Source organism: Dechloromonas sp. CZR5 (assembly GCF_008711155.1).
In the GTDB taxonomy this organism is placed as follows: Bacteria; Pseudomonadota; Gammaproteobacteria; order Burkholderiales; family Rhodocyclaceae; genus Azonexus.
The window spans coordinates 465,783-482,888 of sequence record NZ_VUYQ01000001.1; the positions used below are offsets into that span (position 1 = coordinate 465,783).

A 17,106-nucleotide genomic window follows, 5' to 3' on the forward strand; every position below is an offset into this window, starting at 1 on the left:
GTCAGATGCCTTTCTGCGTGCGGGAGGGAGCAGGGCGCAGCGACAGGCGGCTCAGCGAGCCGCGCCGAAGCCAGCGGGAATAGGAGTTTGCGTAACAGATCAGGGGGCGGACGAGCAGCGTGCCGTGGCCTTCGAGTACGATGCGGCCGCTGGTGCAGGATGTTGATTCGCCAGTGTGCAGATGGTGATCCTCGCCGCTGTTGGCAGTAATCCAGAACTCGCCGTTTTCACAGACCAGTTCGAGCGTTTCGTCACCATCGATGCGCAGGACTTCACCGGGGTGCAGCATGAGTCTGGCATAGGTTTGCATGTCGTTTGCTCCGTGTCGATGGGGCTAATGTACGGCATGCAGGAACGATTAAAAAGCGATTTGTTTTTCCGTTTTACGTTAGTATTCCTAACATGAAGAGCTTGCCACCCTTGCCTGCTTTGCGTGCGTTCGAGGCGGTGGCACGACTGGGTAGCGTCGTGCGTGCCGCCGACGAATTGCATGTTACCCACGGTGCGATCAGCCAGCAGTTGCGCGCGCTGGAGGCACATCTCGGCATCGCCCTGCTCAGCCGTCAGGGGCGCCGCCTGAAGGTGACGGAGGATGGGCGGGTCTATGCCCTCCGCTTGCGCATGGCCCTGGCCGATATCGCGGATGCGACCGACGCCATGCTTTCCTTGCCGCGTCCCGACGAACTGGTGGTTGCCGTGCTGCCGTCGTTCGGCGCGCACTGGCTGGTGCGTCGCCTGCCGAAGTTCCGTGCCGCCCACCCGGGGCTCAAGCTGACGCTGCGGGCCGGTCTGGAACTCGTGGATTTCGATGTCGACCGGGTCGATGTCGCCATCCGCATGGGGCCGGGCGGCTGGGAGGGGGCTTCGCAGAAAGAGCTGTTCCGCGACGAGTTGATCGCGGTCGCCTCGCCGCATTTCAACGGCGGCCGGTTGCCGAGGACACCGGCTGAAATCCTCACCGCGCCGCTCGTGCGAACGGTGGAGAGTTGGGCGCCTTGGCTGGCGGCGGTCGGTCTGCCCAACGCCGTGCTGTCCGGGCCGGTCTTCAACGACTCGTCGCTGATCATCGAGGCACTGCGCCAGTGCCAGGGCGTGACGCTGACCCGGCGCTCACTGGCCCACGACCTGATCCACAGCGGCGAATTGGTCCAGTTGTCCGATGTGGCAACTCGCTATGCCAATCCGTATTGGTTGGTCTGGCCGTTGCGCAGCAACGGAACGGCCAAATTGCAGGCTTTTGCCGATTGGCTGGCGGCGGAGGTTGCGGCCTATCTGCTGGCAGTCGAGGGCACGACCGGCTCGCCCCTAGCAAGCTGACGCTGCCCTTGCCTCAGGGGGCGACCGAGTCGGCCGGGAGGCACGATGCGCCTTCGGTCGGGCGGTTCTGGCTTCGGCGCTCAGCGCAGGTTGGCGGCTACCCATTGGCGCAGGCGCGCCTCGGGCACGACGCCGGAGACGGCTTCCAGGCGGTGCCCGGCATCGTAGAAATGCGTGCGCGGCAGTTCGCCATACCAGCGGCGGTCGATGTCCATGCGCAGCCGCTCCGGAATCGGGTCGGCAAATACCCACTGCGGCGCTTTGGCCAGGCCGTATTGCGTGGCGAGGCGGCGGGTTTCCGGCCCGTCATCGGGGGTGTCCGCCGCCACCAGCACGATATTCAGGTCGGGGTGGCGCCGCTTCAAGGCTCCCAGGGTTTTGAGTTCGGCCGGGCAGTGCGTGCAGCCGACGGACCAGAACGTGACGATCAGCGGCTTGCCGGCATACTGCGCCTGGATTTCCTTCAGGCTGCCGACGACGAACGGGCGTGGTCCTTCCACGGCCTGTGCGGACCAGGCGAGGCCGCCGAGGAGCAGGCAGGCCAGGCGGTGCGCGATACGTCCCATCACGGCACCTCGCGCAGGTCGATAATGCGCACACCGGCCGCCGTTCCCCAGGCGACCAGCGGTTGAGCCGCACCTTGTACGAAGAGCGGCAGGTCGGTCGCGCCCTCCGCTTCGGCCACGGTTGACGGCGCCGACCAGGTTTCGCCGCGGTCGGATGAGTGCATGCGGCGCAGGCGATAGTGCCGGCCGTCGAATTCGCGCCACACCACCGCGACCTGTTTGCCGTCGGCAAATACCGTCGGATGGCCGGCCTGGGCATCGAGATCGCCGAACGCCCGGGGGGGGCTGAATTGCGCGCCCTCGGCGTAGCGGTAGAAGAGGCCGGGTTTTCCGGCGCTGCCGGTGAACCAGACATAATGGCGGCGTCCGCCGGCATCGATGGACAGGTCGCCGCCGTGGTGCGGACAGGCGCTGATTTCCCAGCCGTCTTCGCTGGCCCGCAGAACAGGCGCGCCGGGCTTCAGGGGGGCTGTCGCAAAATCGCGTACGCCGCCGGCAAATAAATGGCGCCACTGTGCCACGGCGCCGCCGTCCGGCCCGATGGCGAGGCCGATACGGCAACATTCGCAGCTGTTGTCGGCCAGCTTGACGTTGGCCGTCCAGGTCTTGCCGAAATCGCTCGAAGTGGCGTAATACACGCTCGAACCGGCATATTTCACGCCCTTGCGGGCCGCGGCGTTGCGCTCGCGGCCATCGAGCCAGGCCAACGCCAGGTTGCCCTGGCGATCCATCTTCATGGCGTTGAAGCCATGGCCGATTTCCTCGCGGTTTTCGTTGACGATCACGGGCGGCGTGAAGCTGAGTCCGCCGTCTTCGGAGCGGGCCATGCGGACGTGACCGCTATACAGCTTCGGCAAGGCCTGCGACCAGGAAACGACGACGATCTGGCCATGCACGGCGATTTGCGGCCGGTTCTGGCCATCCGCCAGAATGGCTTCCGGCTGCGCATTCACCTTGCCGATGTCGGCGAAGGTCTTGCCGCCGTCCGCCGAGCGGGACAGCCAGAGGTGCCCCTGGCGCATGTCGACCGACCACAGGCGCCCCTGTTCATCCGCCGCAACGGAAACGGCGCTGCCCTTGGCGGCCGCCAGGCGTTCCTGCCAGTTGCGGGCCATGGGCGTGGCGGCCGGGTGTTCATGCGCGATGGCGGGCAGCGCGCCGAGCAGCAGCCCGCAGGCCAGCGCCAGGCTCGGCAGGCGAAAGTGCAGTCTTACCATTTACCTTGAATCCCCACGGTGAAGATGCGCGGCAGGCCGGCCGTGTAGCTGGCGATTGAGCTTTCCACCCCGGCCGTCTCGGCATAACGTTTGTCGAGCAGGTTGTTGATGCCGCCCCAGATTTCGAACTGGCGGGTCACCGGATAGTTGGCCCGCAGGTGGAACAAATCGTGACCGGCGTATTTGAGCGTATTTGCCGGATCCTGCCAATAGCTGCCCAGTTTCACCCATTCCAGCTGGACACGGCCGCCATTCAGGCTGGCCGGGTGGTAGGTGAGGCGCGTGTTGGCCATCACCTTCGGCGCTGCGTCCATCTCCTTACCGCTGTAATCGGTGGTGCCGTTGATGACCCATTTCTCAAAACGATGCTGGGCGCGTGAGAAGCTGACGTCGGCGCGCCAGGCTTCGGCGAGCTGGGCGCCCAGGCCCAGCTCGATGCCGCGGTGCTCGGTCTGGCCGGCGTTGACGACACGACGCTGGTTGGTCGCCGGATCGGTGTAGCTGACGATGTCGTCCTTCTTGATCATGTAGTAGGTGGCCAGTTCATAGTTGAACCGGCCCTGCTTGCCGCGCAAGCCGATTTCGTAGCTATCGACAACCACCGGTTTCAGTTGCAGCAAGGATTCGGCGGCGGCCTGGGCCTTGAGCGCCGTGCTTTCGCGGCTGCCGCGGAAGACCTGGCTTTCGGAGGGGGTGCGGAAGGAGTTGCTGTACGAAGCGTAGGCGTTCAGGTTTTTGTCGAAGGCGTAGTTGATCCCCAGCTTCGGACTGAGGTGCGAGTAGCCGATCTTCGTGCTCGCCGCATGCCCGTAATAGCCGGAGCCACCAACCCCTTGCGAGGCCGAGGCAGCGCCGCCGTTGAAGGTGTTGGTGTAGTCGTACTGCATGTCGTCGTAACGCAGGCCGGCGGTGACGCGGAGCTTCTCTATCGGGCTGATTTCGCCGTGCAGGTAGGGCGAAATGCTGCGATAGACCACATCGTACTTGTAGATCTTGACCGGCGCCGTGCTGCTGAGCGCGTAGGTCTTGCCGCCGAGGGCGTTGATGGTCTGGTCGAGGCGAATCGAGTCCTCGTCGCGCGAGCCCGGGCTGAGGTCGTAGTCCAGGCCGACGATGAGGCGGGCCTGGAGCGGCGCGAAGTCGCGGCGATACTTGCTCAGGAAGCCAAACGACTGGCTTTCCGAAAGATAGCGGCTGGGATCGTAACTGACCGACCAGTTGGGGATGATCTCCATCCGGTTATCCCGGATGTACGGGGTGATCGACAGCAGCGAGTTTTCGCCTTCCTTTTCGTAGGTTGTGGACAGCCGGAAGGCGTCGACCTTGCGATACGAGAACGGAACGTTGTTGCTGCGCGGTGCTTCGTTGTATTCCCGCGTCGTCAGGTTGCCGACGTGTTGCTGGTTGATCGATGAGACTGCAAGGATGGTCTTGAGAACGGCATCGTCGCCCAACGCCCGGTCCCAGCGGAAATTGCCGGATTGACGTTCGTAGCCGGCATTGTTCTGCCAGCCGTCGTTGCGGGTCAGGTTCAGGCTGGCGCGCCAGGCGTTGTCGCCGACCGCATCGCCGCCGCTGATCAGCGAGCGCTTCCAGCCATAGGAGCCGATTTCCGCGCTGGCTTCGAACTCGGCCTGGCGCGGCGGCGTGCGGGTGAGCACGTTGATCGAGCCGCCGATGGCGTCGGAACCGTACAAGGCCGTGCCGGGCCCCTTCGAAACCTCGATACCGCCGGACTGGGGAACGTTGATCTCATACAGCGCATTGTGATTGAAGAAGCCGGTGGGGCGGGTCGGTATGCCGTCTTCCAGGTAGAGGTAGAGCGCGCCGGTGGTCAGCGGCTGGCGGATGGCGGTCGAGTGCCCCTCGCCGGAAAGGTTGCTGACCCAGACGCCGGGCATCTGGTTCATGACCTGGCTGGGGTGGCTCGGACGCTGGTCGCGGATGGTCTCGGCCTTGACCGCATGGATGGTCTGCGGCGTTTCCGACAGGAGGCGCGCTTCACGCGTCCCGGTTACCGTGACTTCGCCCAGCGCCGTCGTTTCCTCGGCAGCCATGACGGCGGCGTTCAATGAGAAGAGGGCCGTGAGCAGGGCGGCAATCGGTGTCGGGCGAAGATGCATGGTGCGGTACTCGCGGGAGAAATGAAGTTGCCGGCGATCTTAATCAAAGCAAGCTTCCGCACTCTGCGACAAATCGTCGCACTTCTTCGGGAAATGGCCCGTTTTCTTGAGATGCCTCAATTTCAGCGAAAAAAGTTGCCTTTTGCACCGGCTCGGGGCCACCCGCCGGCCGGTTGGATTGGTGCGCACCGCGATGGCGATGTGTGCCTTGTTTTGGTGCGTTCCGCTTGGGGTGCATGCTGGGGAGTCGAAAGAAATCAATGGCTTGTGGTCGTGGCATGCGACTTGCACTGAATGTGGCATCGCAGCGATCCGACCGCCAACGGGGGCAGGTTCATGGCAACGATGCCATGCGCTGATACCAGCAATCCCTTTCAACAACCGCTCCCGCGGTCTATCCAGGAAACTGCCCCATGGACAAGAAATCGTTTCTGCAAGCCGGCCACACGCCTACGTTGTTGGCGGCCTTTCTCTACTTCGACCTCGCCTTCATGGTGTGGGTGCTGCTCGGCCCGCTCGGGGTCGGCATCGCCAAGGATCTCGGCCTGTCGCACGCCGAAAAGGGCCTGATGGTGGCGACGCCGGTACTGGCCGGCGCCTTGCTGCGTATCGTCATGGGCATTCTGGTCGATCGACTGTCGCCCAAGAAAGCGGCCATCATCGGCCAGGTCGTCGTGATTGCCGCCATGCTCTATGCGTGGCTGGTCGGCGTGCATAGCTACGCGGAAGTGCTGGTGCTCGGCATTTTCCTCGGCGTTGCCGGTTCGTCCTTCGCCGCCGCGCTGCCGCTCGCTTCGCGCTGGTATCCGGCCGAGCACCAGGGCACGGCGATGGGCATCGCCGGTGCCGGCAACTCGGGTACGGCACTGGCGGCGCTGTTCGCGCCGGGGCTGGCCGCCGCATTCGGGTGGACAAACGTTTTCGGTATCGTGCTGATCCCGCTGGTCATCGTGCTGGTCGCCTTCGTCTTCTTGGCCAAGGACGCGCCGGATGCGCCGCCGCCCAAAACCCTGGCCGAGTACCTGAAGGTGCTCAAGGACAAGGATGCCTGGTGGTTCATGTTCTTCTACTCGGTGACCTTCGGCGGTTTCGTCGGCCTGGCTTCCTCGCTGGTCATCTATTTCAACACCCAGTACGGCCTCGACCCGAAGACGGCCGGCTTCTTCACCGCCGGCTGTGTCTTTGCCGGTTCGCTGGTACGCCCCATCGGCGGTAACGTGGCCGACCGCATCGGCGGCGTCAAGTCGCTGACGGTGATGTACATCTTCGCCGCCATTTTCCTGGCCATTGTCAGCTTCGGCCTGCCGGAAGCCTGGATGGCATTGGTCGTCTTCGTCTGCGCCATGCTGGCGTTGGGCATGGGTAACGGCGCGGTGTTCCAGCTCGTGCCGCAGCGCTTCAAGAAGGAAATCGGCGTGATGACCGGCCTGGTCGGCATGGCCGGCGGCGTGGGGGGCTTCTATCTGGCTTCCAGCCTGGGTTACGCCCGCCAGATGACGGGCAGCTACCAGGCCGGTTTCCTCATCTTCGCCGCACTCGCCGTGCTGGCGCTGGTCGGCCTGACCGGGGTGAAGACCCGGTGGCGCACGACCTGGGGCGCCAGCCACCTGACGACGGCCAAGATATGAGGGGCTGCTGTTAGGATCGGAGCGGGCGGCGGTTCGCTCGTCCGGTCTTCCTATCCCGATCCAGGATACTGAACCATGCCGTTGAACATTGCCGTCGGATATTCGTCCCTGACCGGACCGCGCGAGCGGAACGAGGATTATTGCGGGGTGGCCACGCCGGAAGGGCTGGAACTTGAGAACAAAGGCGTCATCGCGGCGGTGGCCGACGGCATCGGCGGCCACAAGGGCGGGAGAGAGGCGGCGGAATACACCGTGCGCGGCCTGCTGGCGGACTATTTTGCGACGCCGGATACCTGGAGCATCCCGCGTGCCGTCGAAACGGTCACCACGGCGCTCAATCGCTGGGTGATCGCCGAAGGCAGCCGCAATGCCGAGCTGGCCGGCATGGCCACCACGCTGTCGGCGGTGGTGCTGCGCGGCCGGCGCTTCTACACGGCGCACATCGGCGATTCGCGCATCTATCGCCTGCAGGAAGGGCGGCTGCATCAATTGACGGTCGATCATACCTGGGAGCACCCGGAGCTGAACAACGTGCTGTCGCGGGCCATCGGCCTCGATCCGCGCGTGCTCATGGATTTCGCCGACGGCGAACTGGTGCTGCATGACCGCTTCCTGCTCGTTTCCGACGGCGTCTGGGGTGTGCTGCCCGACGCGCTGATGGCTGATGTCCTGCTCGACCACCCCGAGCCGCAGGCGGCGGCTGCCGCGCTGACCAGCCTGGCCCTCGCCAATGGCGGCCATGACAATGCCTCGGCCGTGGTGGTCGATGTGCTGGGGCTGCCGCCGGCCAGTTTGCGCGACAGCCTGGAAGGCGCGGCCAGCCTGCCCTTGCCCGGTCGCCTCAAGCCGGGGCACGAACTCGATGGCCTGGTCGTCGAGGAGGTGCTGCACGATTCGCGTGAAACGCTGCTCTACCGGGTGCGCAATCCCCGTAACGGCCAGCAGTGGGTGCTGAAGACCCTGCAGCCCGCCATGGTGGGCGACGCCGAGGCAACGGCCGCCCTGCTGATGGAGGAGTGGCGGGCCAGGCGCGTGGTGTCGCCGTTCTTCCCGCAGGTGCTGCCCGCCGATCAGCGTAGTTGCCTGTATTACCTGATGACCTGGCATCCCGGCGCCACGCTGCAGGCCCGGCTGGATGGCGACCAGCATTTCCCGGTCGGCGAAGTGGTCCGTCTGGGGATCGCCCTGCTCAAGGCGATTGCTGCCTTGCACCGGCTCGACATCGTGCATCGCGACGTCAAGACCGACAACGTCCATCTGGGGCAGGATGGCGTACTGCGCATCCTCGACCTGGGGGTCGCGGTCAGCCTGGCCGAACGCAAGGCCGGCGATCCGATCGGGCAGGCCGGCACGCCTTCCTACATGGCGCCGGAGTTGTTCGCGGACCCGGAGCCGGCGTTCGGCCATGACCTCTATGCGGCCGGCGTTACCCTTTATCACCTGCTGACCCGCAAATATCCCTACGGCGAAATCGAGCCGTTCCAGACGCCCAATTTCGGCGAGCCGGCCCGCCCGACGCGCTGGCGGCCGGAAATTCCCGGCTGGCTGGAGAACATCCTGCTCAAGGCCGTCGCGCGCGAAGCCAGGGATCGCTTTGAAACCGCCGAGGAATTTATCCTGGCGCTTGAGCGAGGGGCGGCGCGACCGATTGCGGCGCCGGGCTGCCAGCCGCTGGTTCAGCGCAACCCGCTCAGGCTGTGGAAAATGGTCGCCGCGGCGTCGCTGGCGATCAATTTTGTGTTGCTGCTGATCCTGTTGCGGTAAAGTCCGTGACATGAACACTGCCCTCATTCTCTTTGCCCATGGCGCCCGCGATCCCGAATGGGCGAATCCGATGCGCCGGGTCCAGGCGGCCGTTCGCAGCCTGAACCCGACGCTGTCCGTCGAACTGGCGTTCCTGGAATTCATGGCGCCGAACCTGGCGGACTGCATTGCCGGCCTGATCGGCGGCGGCGTGAAGAAAATCGTGATCATGCCAATGTTCATCGCGCGGGGCGGTCACCTCAAGCGCGATGTGCCGGAGCTGCTGGCGGCCTTGCGAATTGCCCATCCCGACGTCGAATTCGTGCTGGGCGACGCCATCGGCGAGAACGAAATCGTCGTCCAGGCGATGGCGACGGCAGCCCTGGAGTTCGCTGGCCTGTAACTTGCTGTAGGGTAAGCATGCTTACCGTACTCGTCATTGATGAATCCCGCACCCGCGCCGGCGAAATCTGCGCCGGGCTCGCGCTCGCCGGTTACCAGGTCGCTGCCATCCTGGCCGATGCCGCCAATCTCACCTCCGAGGTCGAGAAGCTCAAGCCGGACGTGATCCTGATCGATACCGACAGTCCCAGCCGCGACACGCTGGAAAACCTGGCGGCAATGAACCGCAATATGCCCCGTCCGGTGGTGATCTTCACCCAGGAGGATGGCCGGGAAACCATCCGCGATGCCGTCAAGGCCGGTGTTTCGGCCTATATCGTCGATGGCCTGGATCCCAAGCGGATCAAGCCGATTGTCGATGTGGCGCGTGTCCGTTTCGAGGATAACCTCGCCATGCGTCAGGAACTCGAGGAAATTTCCAAGAGGCTGAGCGACCGCAAACTGGTCGACAAGGCCAAGGGCGTGCTGATGAAGGCGCGCGGCCTGGACGAGGATGCGGCCTACCACGCCATGCGCAAGCTGGCGATGGAGCGCGGCCAGACTATGGCCAAAGTGGCCCGCGACGTCATCGACATGGCGAGGGTGCTGCTCTAAGGCAGTGCGGTATTTGGGTTTGCTGCACTGCAATAGTGCATGGTGCCGCGAAGCTTCCGGCCAAAAAACATCAAGCCAAGTGATTGAAAATAAACTAGTTATTTATGTCTAGTTCCAAATAACTAGTCCTGGCACAGCCATTGCAATAGTCCTGCTAAAGCGCACGGTCAAAGGCGATCGGGCGAGAGTCGGGCGAAAGCCGATTCAAGGACACGGGCGTCCATCCGATCTGCCGAGCGGCGGTACGGATGCGACGCCCATTTGTTTTTCGATTCGAGTATCAAGGAGCAAGCAATGGAAGACAAGAAACTAGCCCCGCTGGATGCAGTCGCCGGCAAATCCTCTCCGTCACGTCGTGATTTCGTTTCAACTGTCCTGGGAGCCTCTCTGATGGCCATGGTCCCTCCTGGCGTTCGCAGCGGCGCCTGGGCCGCTGGTTCCGACGCCCCCGAAAAGAAGGAAGTCAAGATTGGCTTCATCCCGCTCACCGATTGCGCCTCCGTCGTGATGGCATCGGTCATGAAGTTCGACGAGAAGTACGGCATCAAGATCGTTCCATCCAAGGAGGCTTCCTGGGCTTCCGTCCGCGACAAGCTGGTCAATGGCGAACTGGATGCCGCCCACGTGCTCTACGGCCTGATCTATGGCGTGCAATTGGGCGTCGGCGGCCCGAAGAAGGATATGAACGTGCTGATGGCTCTCAACAACAACGGCCAGGCCATCACGCTGTCGAACCAGCTAAAGGACAAGGGGGCCATCGACGGTGCCGGCCTGGCCAGGCTGGTGGCCAGGAAGGAGCGTGAATACACCTTCGCCCAGACTTTCCCGACCGGCACCCACGCCATGTGGCTCTACTACTGGCTGGCGGCGCAGGGCATCAACCCGCTGAAGGACGTCAAGACCATCACCGTGCCGCCGCCGCAGATGGTCGCCAACATGCGTGTCGGCAACATGGATGGCTTCTGCGTCGGCGAACCATGGAACAACCGCGCGATCATGGACAACATCGGCTTCACCGCCGTGACGACCCAGGACATCTGGACCGATCATCCGGAGAAGGTGCTCGGCACCACCGCCGAATGGGTGCAGAAGAATCCGAACACGGCACGCGCCGTGGTCGCCGCCATCCTCGATGCCAGCAAGTGGATCGATGCTTCGCTGGCCAACAAGCAGAAGACTGCAGAAACTATCGCCAGCAAGTCCTACGTCAATACCGATACCGACGTCATCGTCGCCCGCATGCTGGGGCGTTACCAGAACGGCCTGGGCAAGAGCTGGGATGACAAGAACCATATGAAGTTCTTCAACGACGGCGCGGTGAACTACCCGTACCTGAGCGACGGCATGTGGTTCATGACCCAGCACAAGCGCTGGGGGTTGCTGAAGAGCCACCCGGATTACCAAGCCATCGCCAAGCAGGTTAACCGCATCGACATCTACAAGCAGGGCGCGGCTGCGGCCGGCGTCGCTCTGCCCAAGAGCGACATGCGGTCGAGCAAGCTGATCGACGGTGTGGTCTGGGATGGCAAGGATCCGGCCAAGTACGCCGATGGCTTCAAGGTAAAGGCTTAAGGCGCCAGCGCGTCATTCCCGGTGGAGCCGGGAATGACGCTACTGCTAAATGCTTGAGGAGAAAACCATGAGCGCATTGACGATGACAGGCGAGTTCGGTGTGGATAAAACCGCCGATTCCGCAACCACCAGCAAGCCGGTCGCGACGGTTGTCGCAGAGCCGGCCAAGGAAAAGAAAATGGAAAAGACAGCAACCCTGCCGGCCGGGGTGCCGCTCGGCGACAAACTGACGGCCTTCTTACGTGCCGCGCTGCCGCCGGTACTCGGTTTGCTCGTGCTGATCGGTATCTGGCACGTCGCCACCCACAAGGGCGGCAGTATTCCGGGGCCGGCCCAGGTCTGGGATGCCGCCGTGGCGCTGTTCTCCGATCCGTTCTACCGCAACGGGCCGAACGACCAGGGCATCGGCTGGAACGTGCTGTCCTCGCTGCAGCGCGTCGCCATCGGCTTCGGCTTCGCCGCCGTGGTCGGCATTCCGCTCGGCTTCATCCTGGGGCGCTCGGCTTTCCTGTCGGCCATGGTCAATCCGATCATCAGCCTGCTGCGCCCGGTGTCGCCGCTCGCCTGGTTGCCCATCGGCCTGCTCGTCTTCAAGAAGGCCGACCCCGCCGCGACCTACACCATTTTCATCTGCTCGATCTGGCCGATGATCATGAATACCGCCCAGGGCGTCCAGCGTGTGCCGCAGGACTACCTGAACGTCGCCCGCGTGCTGGCGCTGTCCGAGTGGAAGGTCGTCACCAAGATCCTCTTCCCGGCCGTGCTGCCCTACATGCTGACCGGTATCCGCCTGTCCATCGGCACGGCCTGGCTGGTCATCGTGGCCGCCGAAATGCTCACCGGCGGCGTCGGCATCGGCTTCTGGGTGTGGGACGAGTGGAACAACCTGAAGGTCGAGCACATCATCATCGCCATCTTCGTCATCGGTATTGTCGGCCTGATCCTCGAACAGGCGCTGATCCTGCTGGCCAAGAAACTCACCAAAGAAGCGTCGTAAGGAGAATCGATCATGGAAAAGTTCGTCAGTATCGAGCGTGTCGGCCAGACTTTCGACACCAAGAAAGGCAAGTTCGTCGCCCTGCGCGACATCGATCTGAGCATTGCCCAGGGGGAGTTCATCGCCCTGATCGGCCACTCCGGCTGCGGCAAGTCCACACTGCTCAACCTGATCGCCGGCCTGACCAAACCGACCACCGGCGTGCTGCTCTGCGACGGTCGCGAAATCGCCGGTCCCGGCCCGGAGCGGGCGGTAGTCTTCCAGAACCACAGCCTGCTGCCCTGGCTGACCTGCTTCGAGAACATCTACCTCGCGGTTGAGCGCGTCTTCGGCGGCAAGGAAGGCAAGCCCAAGCTGAAGGCGCGGACCCAGGCGGCCATCGAACTGGTCGGCCTGGCGCATGCCACACACAAGTATCCGCACGAAATCTCCGGGGGCATGAAGCAGCGCGTCGGCATCGCCCGCGCCCTGTCCATGGAACCCAAGGTGCTGCTGATGGACGAGCCGTTCGGCGCGCTCGATGCGCTGACCCGCGCCAAGCTGCAGGACGAGCTGATGAAGATCTGCGAGAAAACCAGGGCCACGGTGGTCATGGTCACCCATGACGTCGACGAGGCGGTGCTGCTCTCCGACAAGATCGTCATGATGACCAACGGCCCGGCGGCGACCATCGGCGAGGTGCTCGAAGTCAGGCTGCCGCGCCCGCGCGAGCGCCTGACGCTGGCGCACGATCCGGACTACATCGGCTACCGCGCCGCCGTGCTGGAATTCCTCTACGAAAAACAGGCACGCGTCGAAAAAGAAGCGGCCTGATCGCGATCTCTTCCATCGTCGCGGTGCGCTCTCCACCGCGATTTTTGCCCACCGGTAAAATGGTGGGCTTTTTCTTGATCCATCTCTTTGCGTTTATCCCACTGCGACGCTATGGTTTGCAGATTTGAATACGGACATTGATTGATGCTGGCCAATTCGGGCAAGCTTTCGCGCAAGATCGTCGGCATGCTGGTGGTGCTCTTCGTCGTCGCCACCGTCGCCATCGGCTTTACCCTGCTCATTTCATGGCAACTGGAAGGCGTTGCCGCGGCCATCAACGATGCCGGCAGCCAGCGCATGCGCAGCTATCGCATCGGCCATTTGATGGCGCGGGGGCTGGAGCTCAAAGCGCAGGAGGTGCAAATCGGCAGCGCACTCGGCGATGAACTGGAACGTTTCGAGAAAGTGTTGCGCGACCTGCAGCAGGGCGATCCGGTTCGCCCCTTGTCGCAGCCGAGAAACCGCGAGGTTCAGGCGCGACTGTCCGAGGTCGGCCAGGTCTGGCAGGCCACCGTTCGCCCCCTGGTCGTCAGCTATCTGACGAGCGACCATGCAGAGCGGGAGCGGATTACCGACCGTTTCGACCTGGAGCTCGACGGTTTCGTCAGTGGCATCAACGAGTTGGTGCTCGCCATGGAGCGAAGCTACGCCTACGACACCAATCTGCTGCGCAGTGTCCAGGCTGCATTGGTGTTGTTTGCCATCCTCGGTACTGTCCTGCTGATCCGTTATTTCGACCGCCTGGTCATTCGGCCGGTAGGTATTCTGCATGCCGGCATGCAGCGCATGACCGGCAACGACCTGACTGTCCGTGTGCCGGTTGCCAGCGACGATGAGCTGGGCGCGCTCGCCGGCGGCTTCAACCAGATGGCGGAGCATCTGGAAACGGTCCATGGCACGCTGGAGCATCGTGTCGAAGCCGAAACCAGCAGGCTGGCGCAGCGCAATCGCGAACTGGGCATCCTCTACGGCATGACCACCTTCCTGACCGAGCCGGCACCGCTGGAAGCCTTGTGCGAAGGCTTTCTCGAACGCATCAAGACCACCCTGGGCGCCGATGCAGGCGCGGTGCGGCTGTACCTGCCGCAAACCGAAAAGCTCTACCTGATGACCCACGACGGGCTGTCGGAAGAATTCATCGCCAACGAAGGACAGATCAATTGTGGCGACTGTCTGTGCGGCGATGTTTTTCAAACCAGCAAGCCGGCAGCCTTTGCGACGGCCAATCCACCGGAGAGCATGCGCCTGCGTACCTGTATCCGCGAAGGGTTTGCAACGGCCACTGCGTTCAGCATCCTGTGCGACAAGCAACGCATCGGCGTCTACAATCTTTATTTCCGCCGGCCGCACGCCTTGTCGGAGCAGGAAATGCACCTGCTCGAAACGCTCGGCCACCATCTCGGCGTGGCGATCGAGAATCAGCGCCTGAAATCGCGCGAAAAGGAGCTGGCGGTATCCGAAGAGCGCAATTTGCTGGCGCAGGAGCTGCATGACTCCATCGCCCAAGGTCTCGCCTTCCTGAACATCCAGGTGCAGTTGCTGCAGGATTCCCTGCGCAAGGGGCGCAGCGACGAGGCGATGCAGACCGCCGGGCAGTTGCGCGAAGGGGTGCAGGAAAGTTACGACGATGTACGGGAGCTGCTGGTGCATTTCCGGACCCGGGTGCATCAATCCGACCTGGATTCGGCGATCAACGCCGCGCTGGAAAAATTCGAGGGGCAGACCGGGATCAGGACCGAATTCGAACGGCGCGGGGCCATGGTGCCGATGGCACCGACCGATGAAATCCAGATCATGCATATCGTGCAGGAATCCTTGTCCAACATTCGCAAGCACGCCAGGGCCAGCCAGGTTCGCGTCACGGTCGACCAGGACATGGCGTCCAGCCGGATCACGATTCAGGACGATGGCGTGGGCTTCGATCCGCAGACCGACCCGAATTGCCTGTCGGATCGCCATGTCGGGTTGAAAATCATGCGCGAGCGCGCTCACCGCATTGGCGCCGAATGTCAGGTAGCATCACAACCGGGGGCGGGGGCCTGCGTAACCCTCTGCCTGCCAAAAGAAAATAGGGAGACCGTGTGAAATGAGCGAGAAGATCCGGGTATTGCTGGTCGATGACCATACCTTGTTCCGTAGCGGCATCAAGTCGCTGTTGCAGCGCAACGACGCCTTCGAGGTCGTGGGCGAAGCGGGGGATGGGCTGGAAGGCATCAAGCGGGTTCGCTCCCTGAAGCCGGACGTGGCGCTGCTTGACCTGCACATGCCGGGCGTCTCCGGACTCGAGGCAGTCAAGGTCATCAGCGAGGAAATGCCCGATGTCCATGTGCTGATGCTGACTGTCTCCGAGGATGCGCAGGATTTGATGGATGCGCTGCGCGCCGGTGCCAGCGGTTACCTGCTGAAAAATATCGAGACCGATACTCTCGTCGACGCCATTCGCAAGGCAGCGCAAGGAGAGTCCGTCGTTTCGCAGCAGATGACGGCAAAACTGATTCAGGGGGTGCGCAATCCCCCAAAGGCCGACGCGTCGCAGGCCGAGCGCGACCGCTTTTCACCGCGCGAGCGCGATATCCTGGCCGCATTGGCACAAGGCGAGAGCAACAAGGAAATCGCCCGCAAGCTCGACCTGGCCGAAAGCACCGTCAAGATTCACGTCCAGAACATTTTCAAGAAACTGAACATGAGCAGCCGCGTCCAGGTAGCGCTCTACGCCGTCGAAAACGGCTACGGACAGGGCCGCTGACCGGCCGCATTCCGTACGCCCCGAAACGGGCGCGGATTCTTAGTGGCAGGCGGGCAGCGGATGTGAGCGCTGCAGATGCTGATAGGCTTCCGCCAACTCCTGGACATGGAGCATGTCGCCGCGGTCAAAGGCGTTGCGCATGTTTTCCAGAAACATCACATGCAACTGGCAGACGCCTTCCGGCGTACAGAGCAACACTTCACTGATCTCGGCGGCAATGGTCATGGGAACATGCTCGTGCTCGGCGATTGCCTCGATCTCGCCACGGTCGAGATCGCAATAATCCAGCACGTCCTGAATAGACAGCATGGGCATCTCCTTTAATGCGGAATCAGAAGTCAGGGGTTTGCCTGTTTATTGTTGTTGTCAGCCGCCTTGTCGTTGTTATCGGTGGAGTGCCTTCTCTCTTTATAGCCCAAAAAATCTTGAAACTGAAGAAGCAGGGGGAACTAAAAGCGCAAACGCCCTTCTGGCCATGGATTTGACAGTTGCAGGCGGGTCAGGGTCGGCAGGAGATCAAGGCGTGTGTCTTTTTTGAGTTGCAGCGCGCTGGCGCGCATCTCGTCCAGCGACACGTCAATCGGATCGCCGCCGGTGGCGAAGGCGATGGTGTTGCCACTGTCGCATGATGGAAAAACGGCGAGACGACCATCGAATGCCTGTTTCAGGCGTTCGACGCTGGTCGGGAAGTTCTTGTCGCGGCCGAGCAGGTTGACGGCCAGGATGCCTTGTTGTCCAAGGCGGGCACGGCAGGCCTGATAGAAGGGCAAGGTGTCCAGCGGGCCGCTACGCCCTGCCGGGTCGAAACCATCGACGAGAATGTAGTCGAAACTGCTCGTGCCGCCGAGCATGTAGTCGGCGCCGCAGCCAATCACCACGTCGAGGCGCTGCGGATCAAGCGGCAGCCGGAAATACTGGTTGGCGACGAATTCGACCTGCGGGTTGATCTCGACGGCGGTGATCCGGCAGTTCGGCAGGTTGCGATAGATGAACTTGGCCAGGGAGCCGGCACCCAGGCCAACCAGCAAGGCCGTTTTCGGCCAGGTCGCGGCGGGACGGAGAAGCAGGCCGGCCATCATCTCGCGGGTGTAGGCCAGTTCCAGCGACCACGGCCGGGCAATGCGCATGGCGCCCTGCACCCAGTCCGAGCCGAAGTGCAGGTAGCGCACGCCGTCTTCTTCGCTGATGTCTACGGGGTGGCGGGGTGGTTTTCCGGATTTCCGCATGGCGTCGCGCTTTTGAGGTGGCGTCCCCACCCGGAATCGAACCAGGAACTGCTCCTTAGGAGGGAGCCGTTATATCCATTTAACTATGGAGACGCGCTGAAGGTGCGCATTGTACCGGTGCCCGCGCCAATGTGATAGATTAAACAAAGATAACAACGAGAG

General features: G+C 62.9%; 16 protein-coding genes and 1 tRNA gene. 10 read left to right on the forward strand and 7 right to left on the reverse strand.

Annotation, left to right across the window (positions count from 1 at the left end; translation table 11 throughout):
- Position 1 precedes the first annotated feature (1 nt).
- Positions 2-310, reverse strand: coding sequence for a DUF2917 domain-containing protein (locus F1002_RS02295; protein WP_150427408.1), 309 nt, complete (start codon positions 308-310; stop codon positions 2-4).
- 92 nt (positions 311-402) lie between these two features.
- On the opposite strand from F1002_RS02295, the gene F1002_RS02300 reads away from it, so the two are divergent.
- Entirely contained in the window at positions 403-1,317 is a 915-nt protein-coding gene (locus tag F1002_RS02300) for a LysR substrate-binding domain-containing protein (RefSeq protein WP_150427409.1), read from the forward strand.
- A gap of 80 nt (positions 1,318-1,397) precedes the next feature.
- On the opposite strand, the gene F1002_RS02305 is transcribed toward F1002_RS02300, so the two are convergent.
- Genes F1002_RS02305 through F1002_RS02315 form a run of 3 tightly spaced genes read right to left on the reverse strand, consistent with a single transcriptional unit; the run spans position 1,398 to position 5,223 of the window.
- Positions 1,398-1,883, reverse strand: coding sequence for a TlpA disulfide reductase family protein (locus F1002_RS02305; RefSeq protein WP_150427410.1), 486 nt, complete (start codon positions 1,881-1,883; stop codon positions 1,398-1,400).
- A complete protein-coding gene (locus F1002_RS02310) occupies positions 1,883-3,100 on the reverse strand; it encodes a sialidase family protein (RefSeq protein ID WP_150427411.1) in 1,218 nt (405 codons plus the stop codon). Before F1002_RS02310 ends, F1002_RS02305 begins: the two co-directional genes overlap by 1 nt.
- A complete protein-coding gene (locus tag F1002_RS02315) occupies positions 3,094-5,223 on the reverse strand; it encodes a TonB-dependent receptor (RefSeq protein ID WP_223879427.1) in 2,130 nt (709 codons plus the stop codon). Before F1002_RS02315 ends, F1002_RS02310 begins: the two co-directional genes overlap by 7 nt.
- 413 nt (positions 5,224-5,636) lie before the next feature.
- On the opposite strand from F1002_RS02315, the gene F1002_RS02320 reads away from it, so the two are divergent.
- The 9 genes from F1002_RS02320 (at position 5,637) to F1002_RS02360 (ending at position 15,718) form a co-directional block, all read left to right on the forward strand.
- On the forward strand, positions 5,637-6,851 hold the full coding sequence (locus F1002_RS02320; RefSeq protein WP_150427412.1) for a NarK/NasA family nitrate transporter: 1,215 nt from the start codon (positions 5,637-5,639) through the stop codon (positions 6,849-6,851).
- Positions 6,852-6,926: 75 nt separating this feature from the next.
- Positions 6,927-8,615, forward strand: a complete 1,689-nt coding sequence (locus F1002_RS02325) for a bifunctional protein-serine/threonine kinase/phosphatase (RefSeq protein WP_150427413.1) — start codon at positions 6,927-6,929, stop codon at positions 8,613-8,615.
- Between the two features lie 10 nt (positions 8,616-8,625).
- The gene (locus F1002_RS02330) at positions 8,626-8,997 is read left to right on the forward strand and encodes a sirohydrochlorin chelatase (RefSeq protein WP_150427414.1); all 372 of its coding nucleotides are present in this window, start codon (positions 8,626-8,628) and stop codon (positions 8,995-8,997) included.
- A gap of 17 nt (positions 8,998-9,014) precedes the next feature.
- Positions 9,015-9,590, forward strand: coding sequence for an ANTAR domain-containing response regulator (locus F1002_RS02335; RefSeq protein WP_150427415.1), 576 nt, complete (start codon positions 9,015-9,017; stop codon positions 9,588-9,590).
- 294 nt (positions 9,591-9,884) lie between these two features.
- The gene (locus tag F1002_RS02340; RefSeq protein WP_150427416.1) at positions 9,885-11,162 is read left to right on the forward strand and encodes a CmpA/NrtA family ABC transporter substrate-binding protein; all 1,278 of its coding nucleotides are present in this window, start codon (positions 9,885-9,887) and stop codon (positions 11,160-11,162) included.
- A 67-nt stretch (positions 11,163-11,229) separates the two neighbouring features.
- On the forward strand, positions 11,230-12,159 hold the full coding sequence (ntrB, locus tag F1002_RS02345; RefSeq protein WP_223879428.1) for a nitrate ABC transporter permease: 930 nt from the start codon (positions 11,230-11,232) through the stop codon (positions 12,157-12,159).
- A 12-nt stretch (positions 12,160-12,171) separates the two neighbouring features.
- Positions 12,172-12,972 (forward strand): ABC transporter ATP-binding protein, encoded by an 801-nt coding sequence (locus F1002_RS02350; protein WP_150427417.1) that lies wholly within the window; start codon positions 12,172-12,174, stop codon positions 12,970-12,972.
- Between the two features lie 144 nt (positions 12,973-13,116).
- Positions 13,117-15,057: a type IV pili methyl-accepting chemotaxis transducer N-terminal domain-containing protein gene (locus F1002_RS02355; RefSeq protein WP_150427418.1), complete on the forward strand. Its 1,941-nt coding sequence runs from the start codon at positions 13,117-13,119 to the stop codon at positions 15,055-15,057.
- 1 nt (position 15,058) lies between these two features.
- Positions 15,059-15,718, forward strand: a complete 660-nt coding sequence (locus F1002_RS02360) for a response regulator transcription factor (protein WP_150427419.1) — start codon at positions 15,059-15,061, stop codon at positions 15,716-15,718.
- 39 nt (positions 15,719-15,757) lie between these two features.
- Here F1002_RS02360 and F1002_RS02365 read toward each other — a convergent pair whose 3' ends face one another.
- The 3 genes from F1002_RS02365 to F1002_RS02375 all read right to left on the reverse strand — a co-directional run bounded on the left by F1002_RS02365 (position 15,758) and on the right by F1002_RS02375 (position 17,037).
- Positions 15,758-16,027 carry a hypothetical protein gene (locus tag F1002_RS02365; protein ID WP_150427420.1) on the reverse strand — a complete coding sequence of 90 codons (270 nt, stop codon included), beginning with the start codon at positions 16,025-16,027 and terminating at the stop codon, positions 15,758-15,760.
- A gap of 140 nt (positions 16,028-16,167) precedes the next feature.
- Positions 16,168-16,944 carry a spermidine synthase gene (locus F1002_RS02370; protein WP_150427421.1) on the reverse strand — a complete coding sequence of 259 codons (777 nt, stop codon included), beginning with the start codon at positions 16,942-16,944 and terminating at the stop codon, positions 16,168-16,170.
- A gap of 18 nt (positions 16,945-16,962) precedes the next feature.
- Positions 16,963-17,037, reverse strand: a tRNA-Arg gene (locus tag F1002_RS02375).
- Between the last annotated feature and the right edge of the window lie 69 nt (positions 17,038-17,106).

Excerpts from the sequence above, each read along its gene's own strand:
- F1002_RS02295 (WP_150427408.1), bottom strand. The coding sequence starts at position 310 with ATGCAAACCTATGCCAGACTCATGCTGCACCCCGGTGAAGTCCTGCGC.
- F1002_RS02300 (WP_150427409.1), top strand. The coding sequence starts at position 403 with ATGAAGAGCTTGCCACCCTTGCCTGCTTTGCGTGCGTTCGAGGCGGTG.
- F1002_RS02305 (WP_150427410.1), bottom strand. The coding sequence starts at position 1,883 with ATGGGACGTATCGCGCACCGCCTGGCCTGCCTGCTCCTCGGCGGCCTC.
- F1002_RS02310 (WP_150427411.1), bottom strand. The coding sequence starts at position 3,100 with ATGGTAAGACTGCACTTTCGCCTGCCGAGCCTGGCGCTGGCCTGCGGG.
- F1002_RS02315 (WP_223879427.1), bottom strand. The coding sequence starts at position 5,223 with ATGCATCTTCGCCCGACACCGATTGCCGCCCTGCTCACGGCCCTCTTC.
- F1002_RS02320 (WP_150427412.1), top strand. The coding sequence starts at position 5,637 with ATGGACAAGAAATCGTTTCTGCAAGCCGGCCACACGCCTACGTTGTTG.
- F1002_RS02325 (WP_150427413.1), top strand. The coding sequence starts at position 6,927 with ATGCCGTTGAACATTGCCGTCGGATATTCGTCCCTGACCGGACCGCGC.
- F1002_RS02330 (WP_150427414.1), top strand. The coding sequence starts at position 8,626 with ATGAACACTGCCCTCATTCTCTTTGCCCATGGCGCCCGCGATCCCGAA.
- F1002_RS02335 (WP_150427415.1), top strand. The coding sequence starts at position 9,015 with ATGCTTACCGTACTCGTCATTGATGAATCCCGCACCCGCGCCGGCGAA.
- F1002_RS02340 (WP_150427416.1), top strand. The coding sequence starts at position 9,885 with ATGGAAGACAAGAAACTAGCCCCGCTGGATGCAGTCGCCGGCAAATCC.
- ntrB (WP_223879428.1), top strand. The coding sequence starts at position 11,230 with ATGAGCGCATTGACGATGACAGGCGAGTTCGGTGTGGATAAAACCGCC.
- F1002_RS02350 (WP_150427417.1), top strand. The coding sequence starts at position 12,172 with ATGGAAAAGTTCGTCAGTATCGAGCGTGTCGGCCAGACTTTCGACACC.
- F1002_RS02355 (WP_150427418.1), top strand. The coding sequence starts at position 13,117 with ATGCTGGCCAATTCGGGCAAGCTTTCGCGCAAGATCGTCGGCATGCTG.
- F1002_RS02360 (WP_150427419.1), top strand. The coding sequence starts at position 15,059 with ATGAGCGAGAAGATCCGGGTATTGCTGGTCGATGACCATACCTTGTTC.
- F1002_RS02365 (WP_150427420.1), bottom strand. The coding sequence starts at position 16,027 with ATGCTGTCTATTCAGGACGTGCTGGATTATTGCGATCTCGACCGTGGC.
- F1002_RS02370 (WP_150427421.1), bottom strand. The coding sequence starts at position 16,944 with ATGCGGAAATCCGGAAAACCACCCCGCCACCCCGTAGACATCAGCGAA.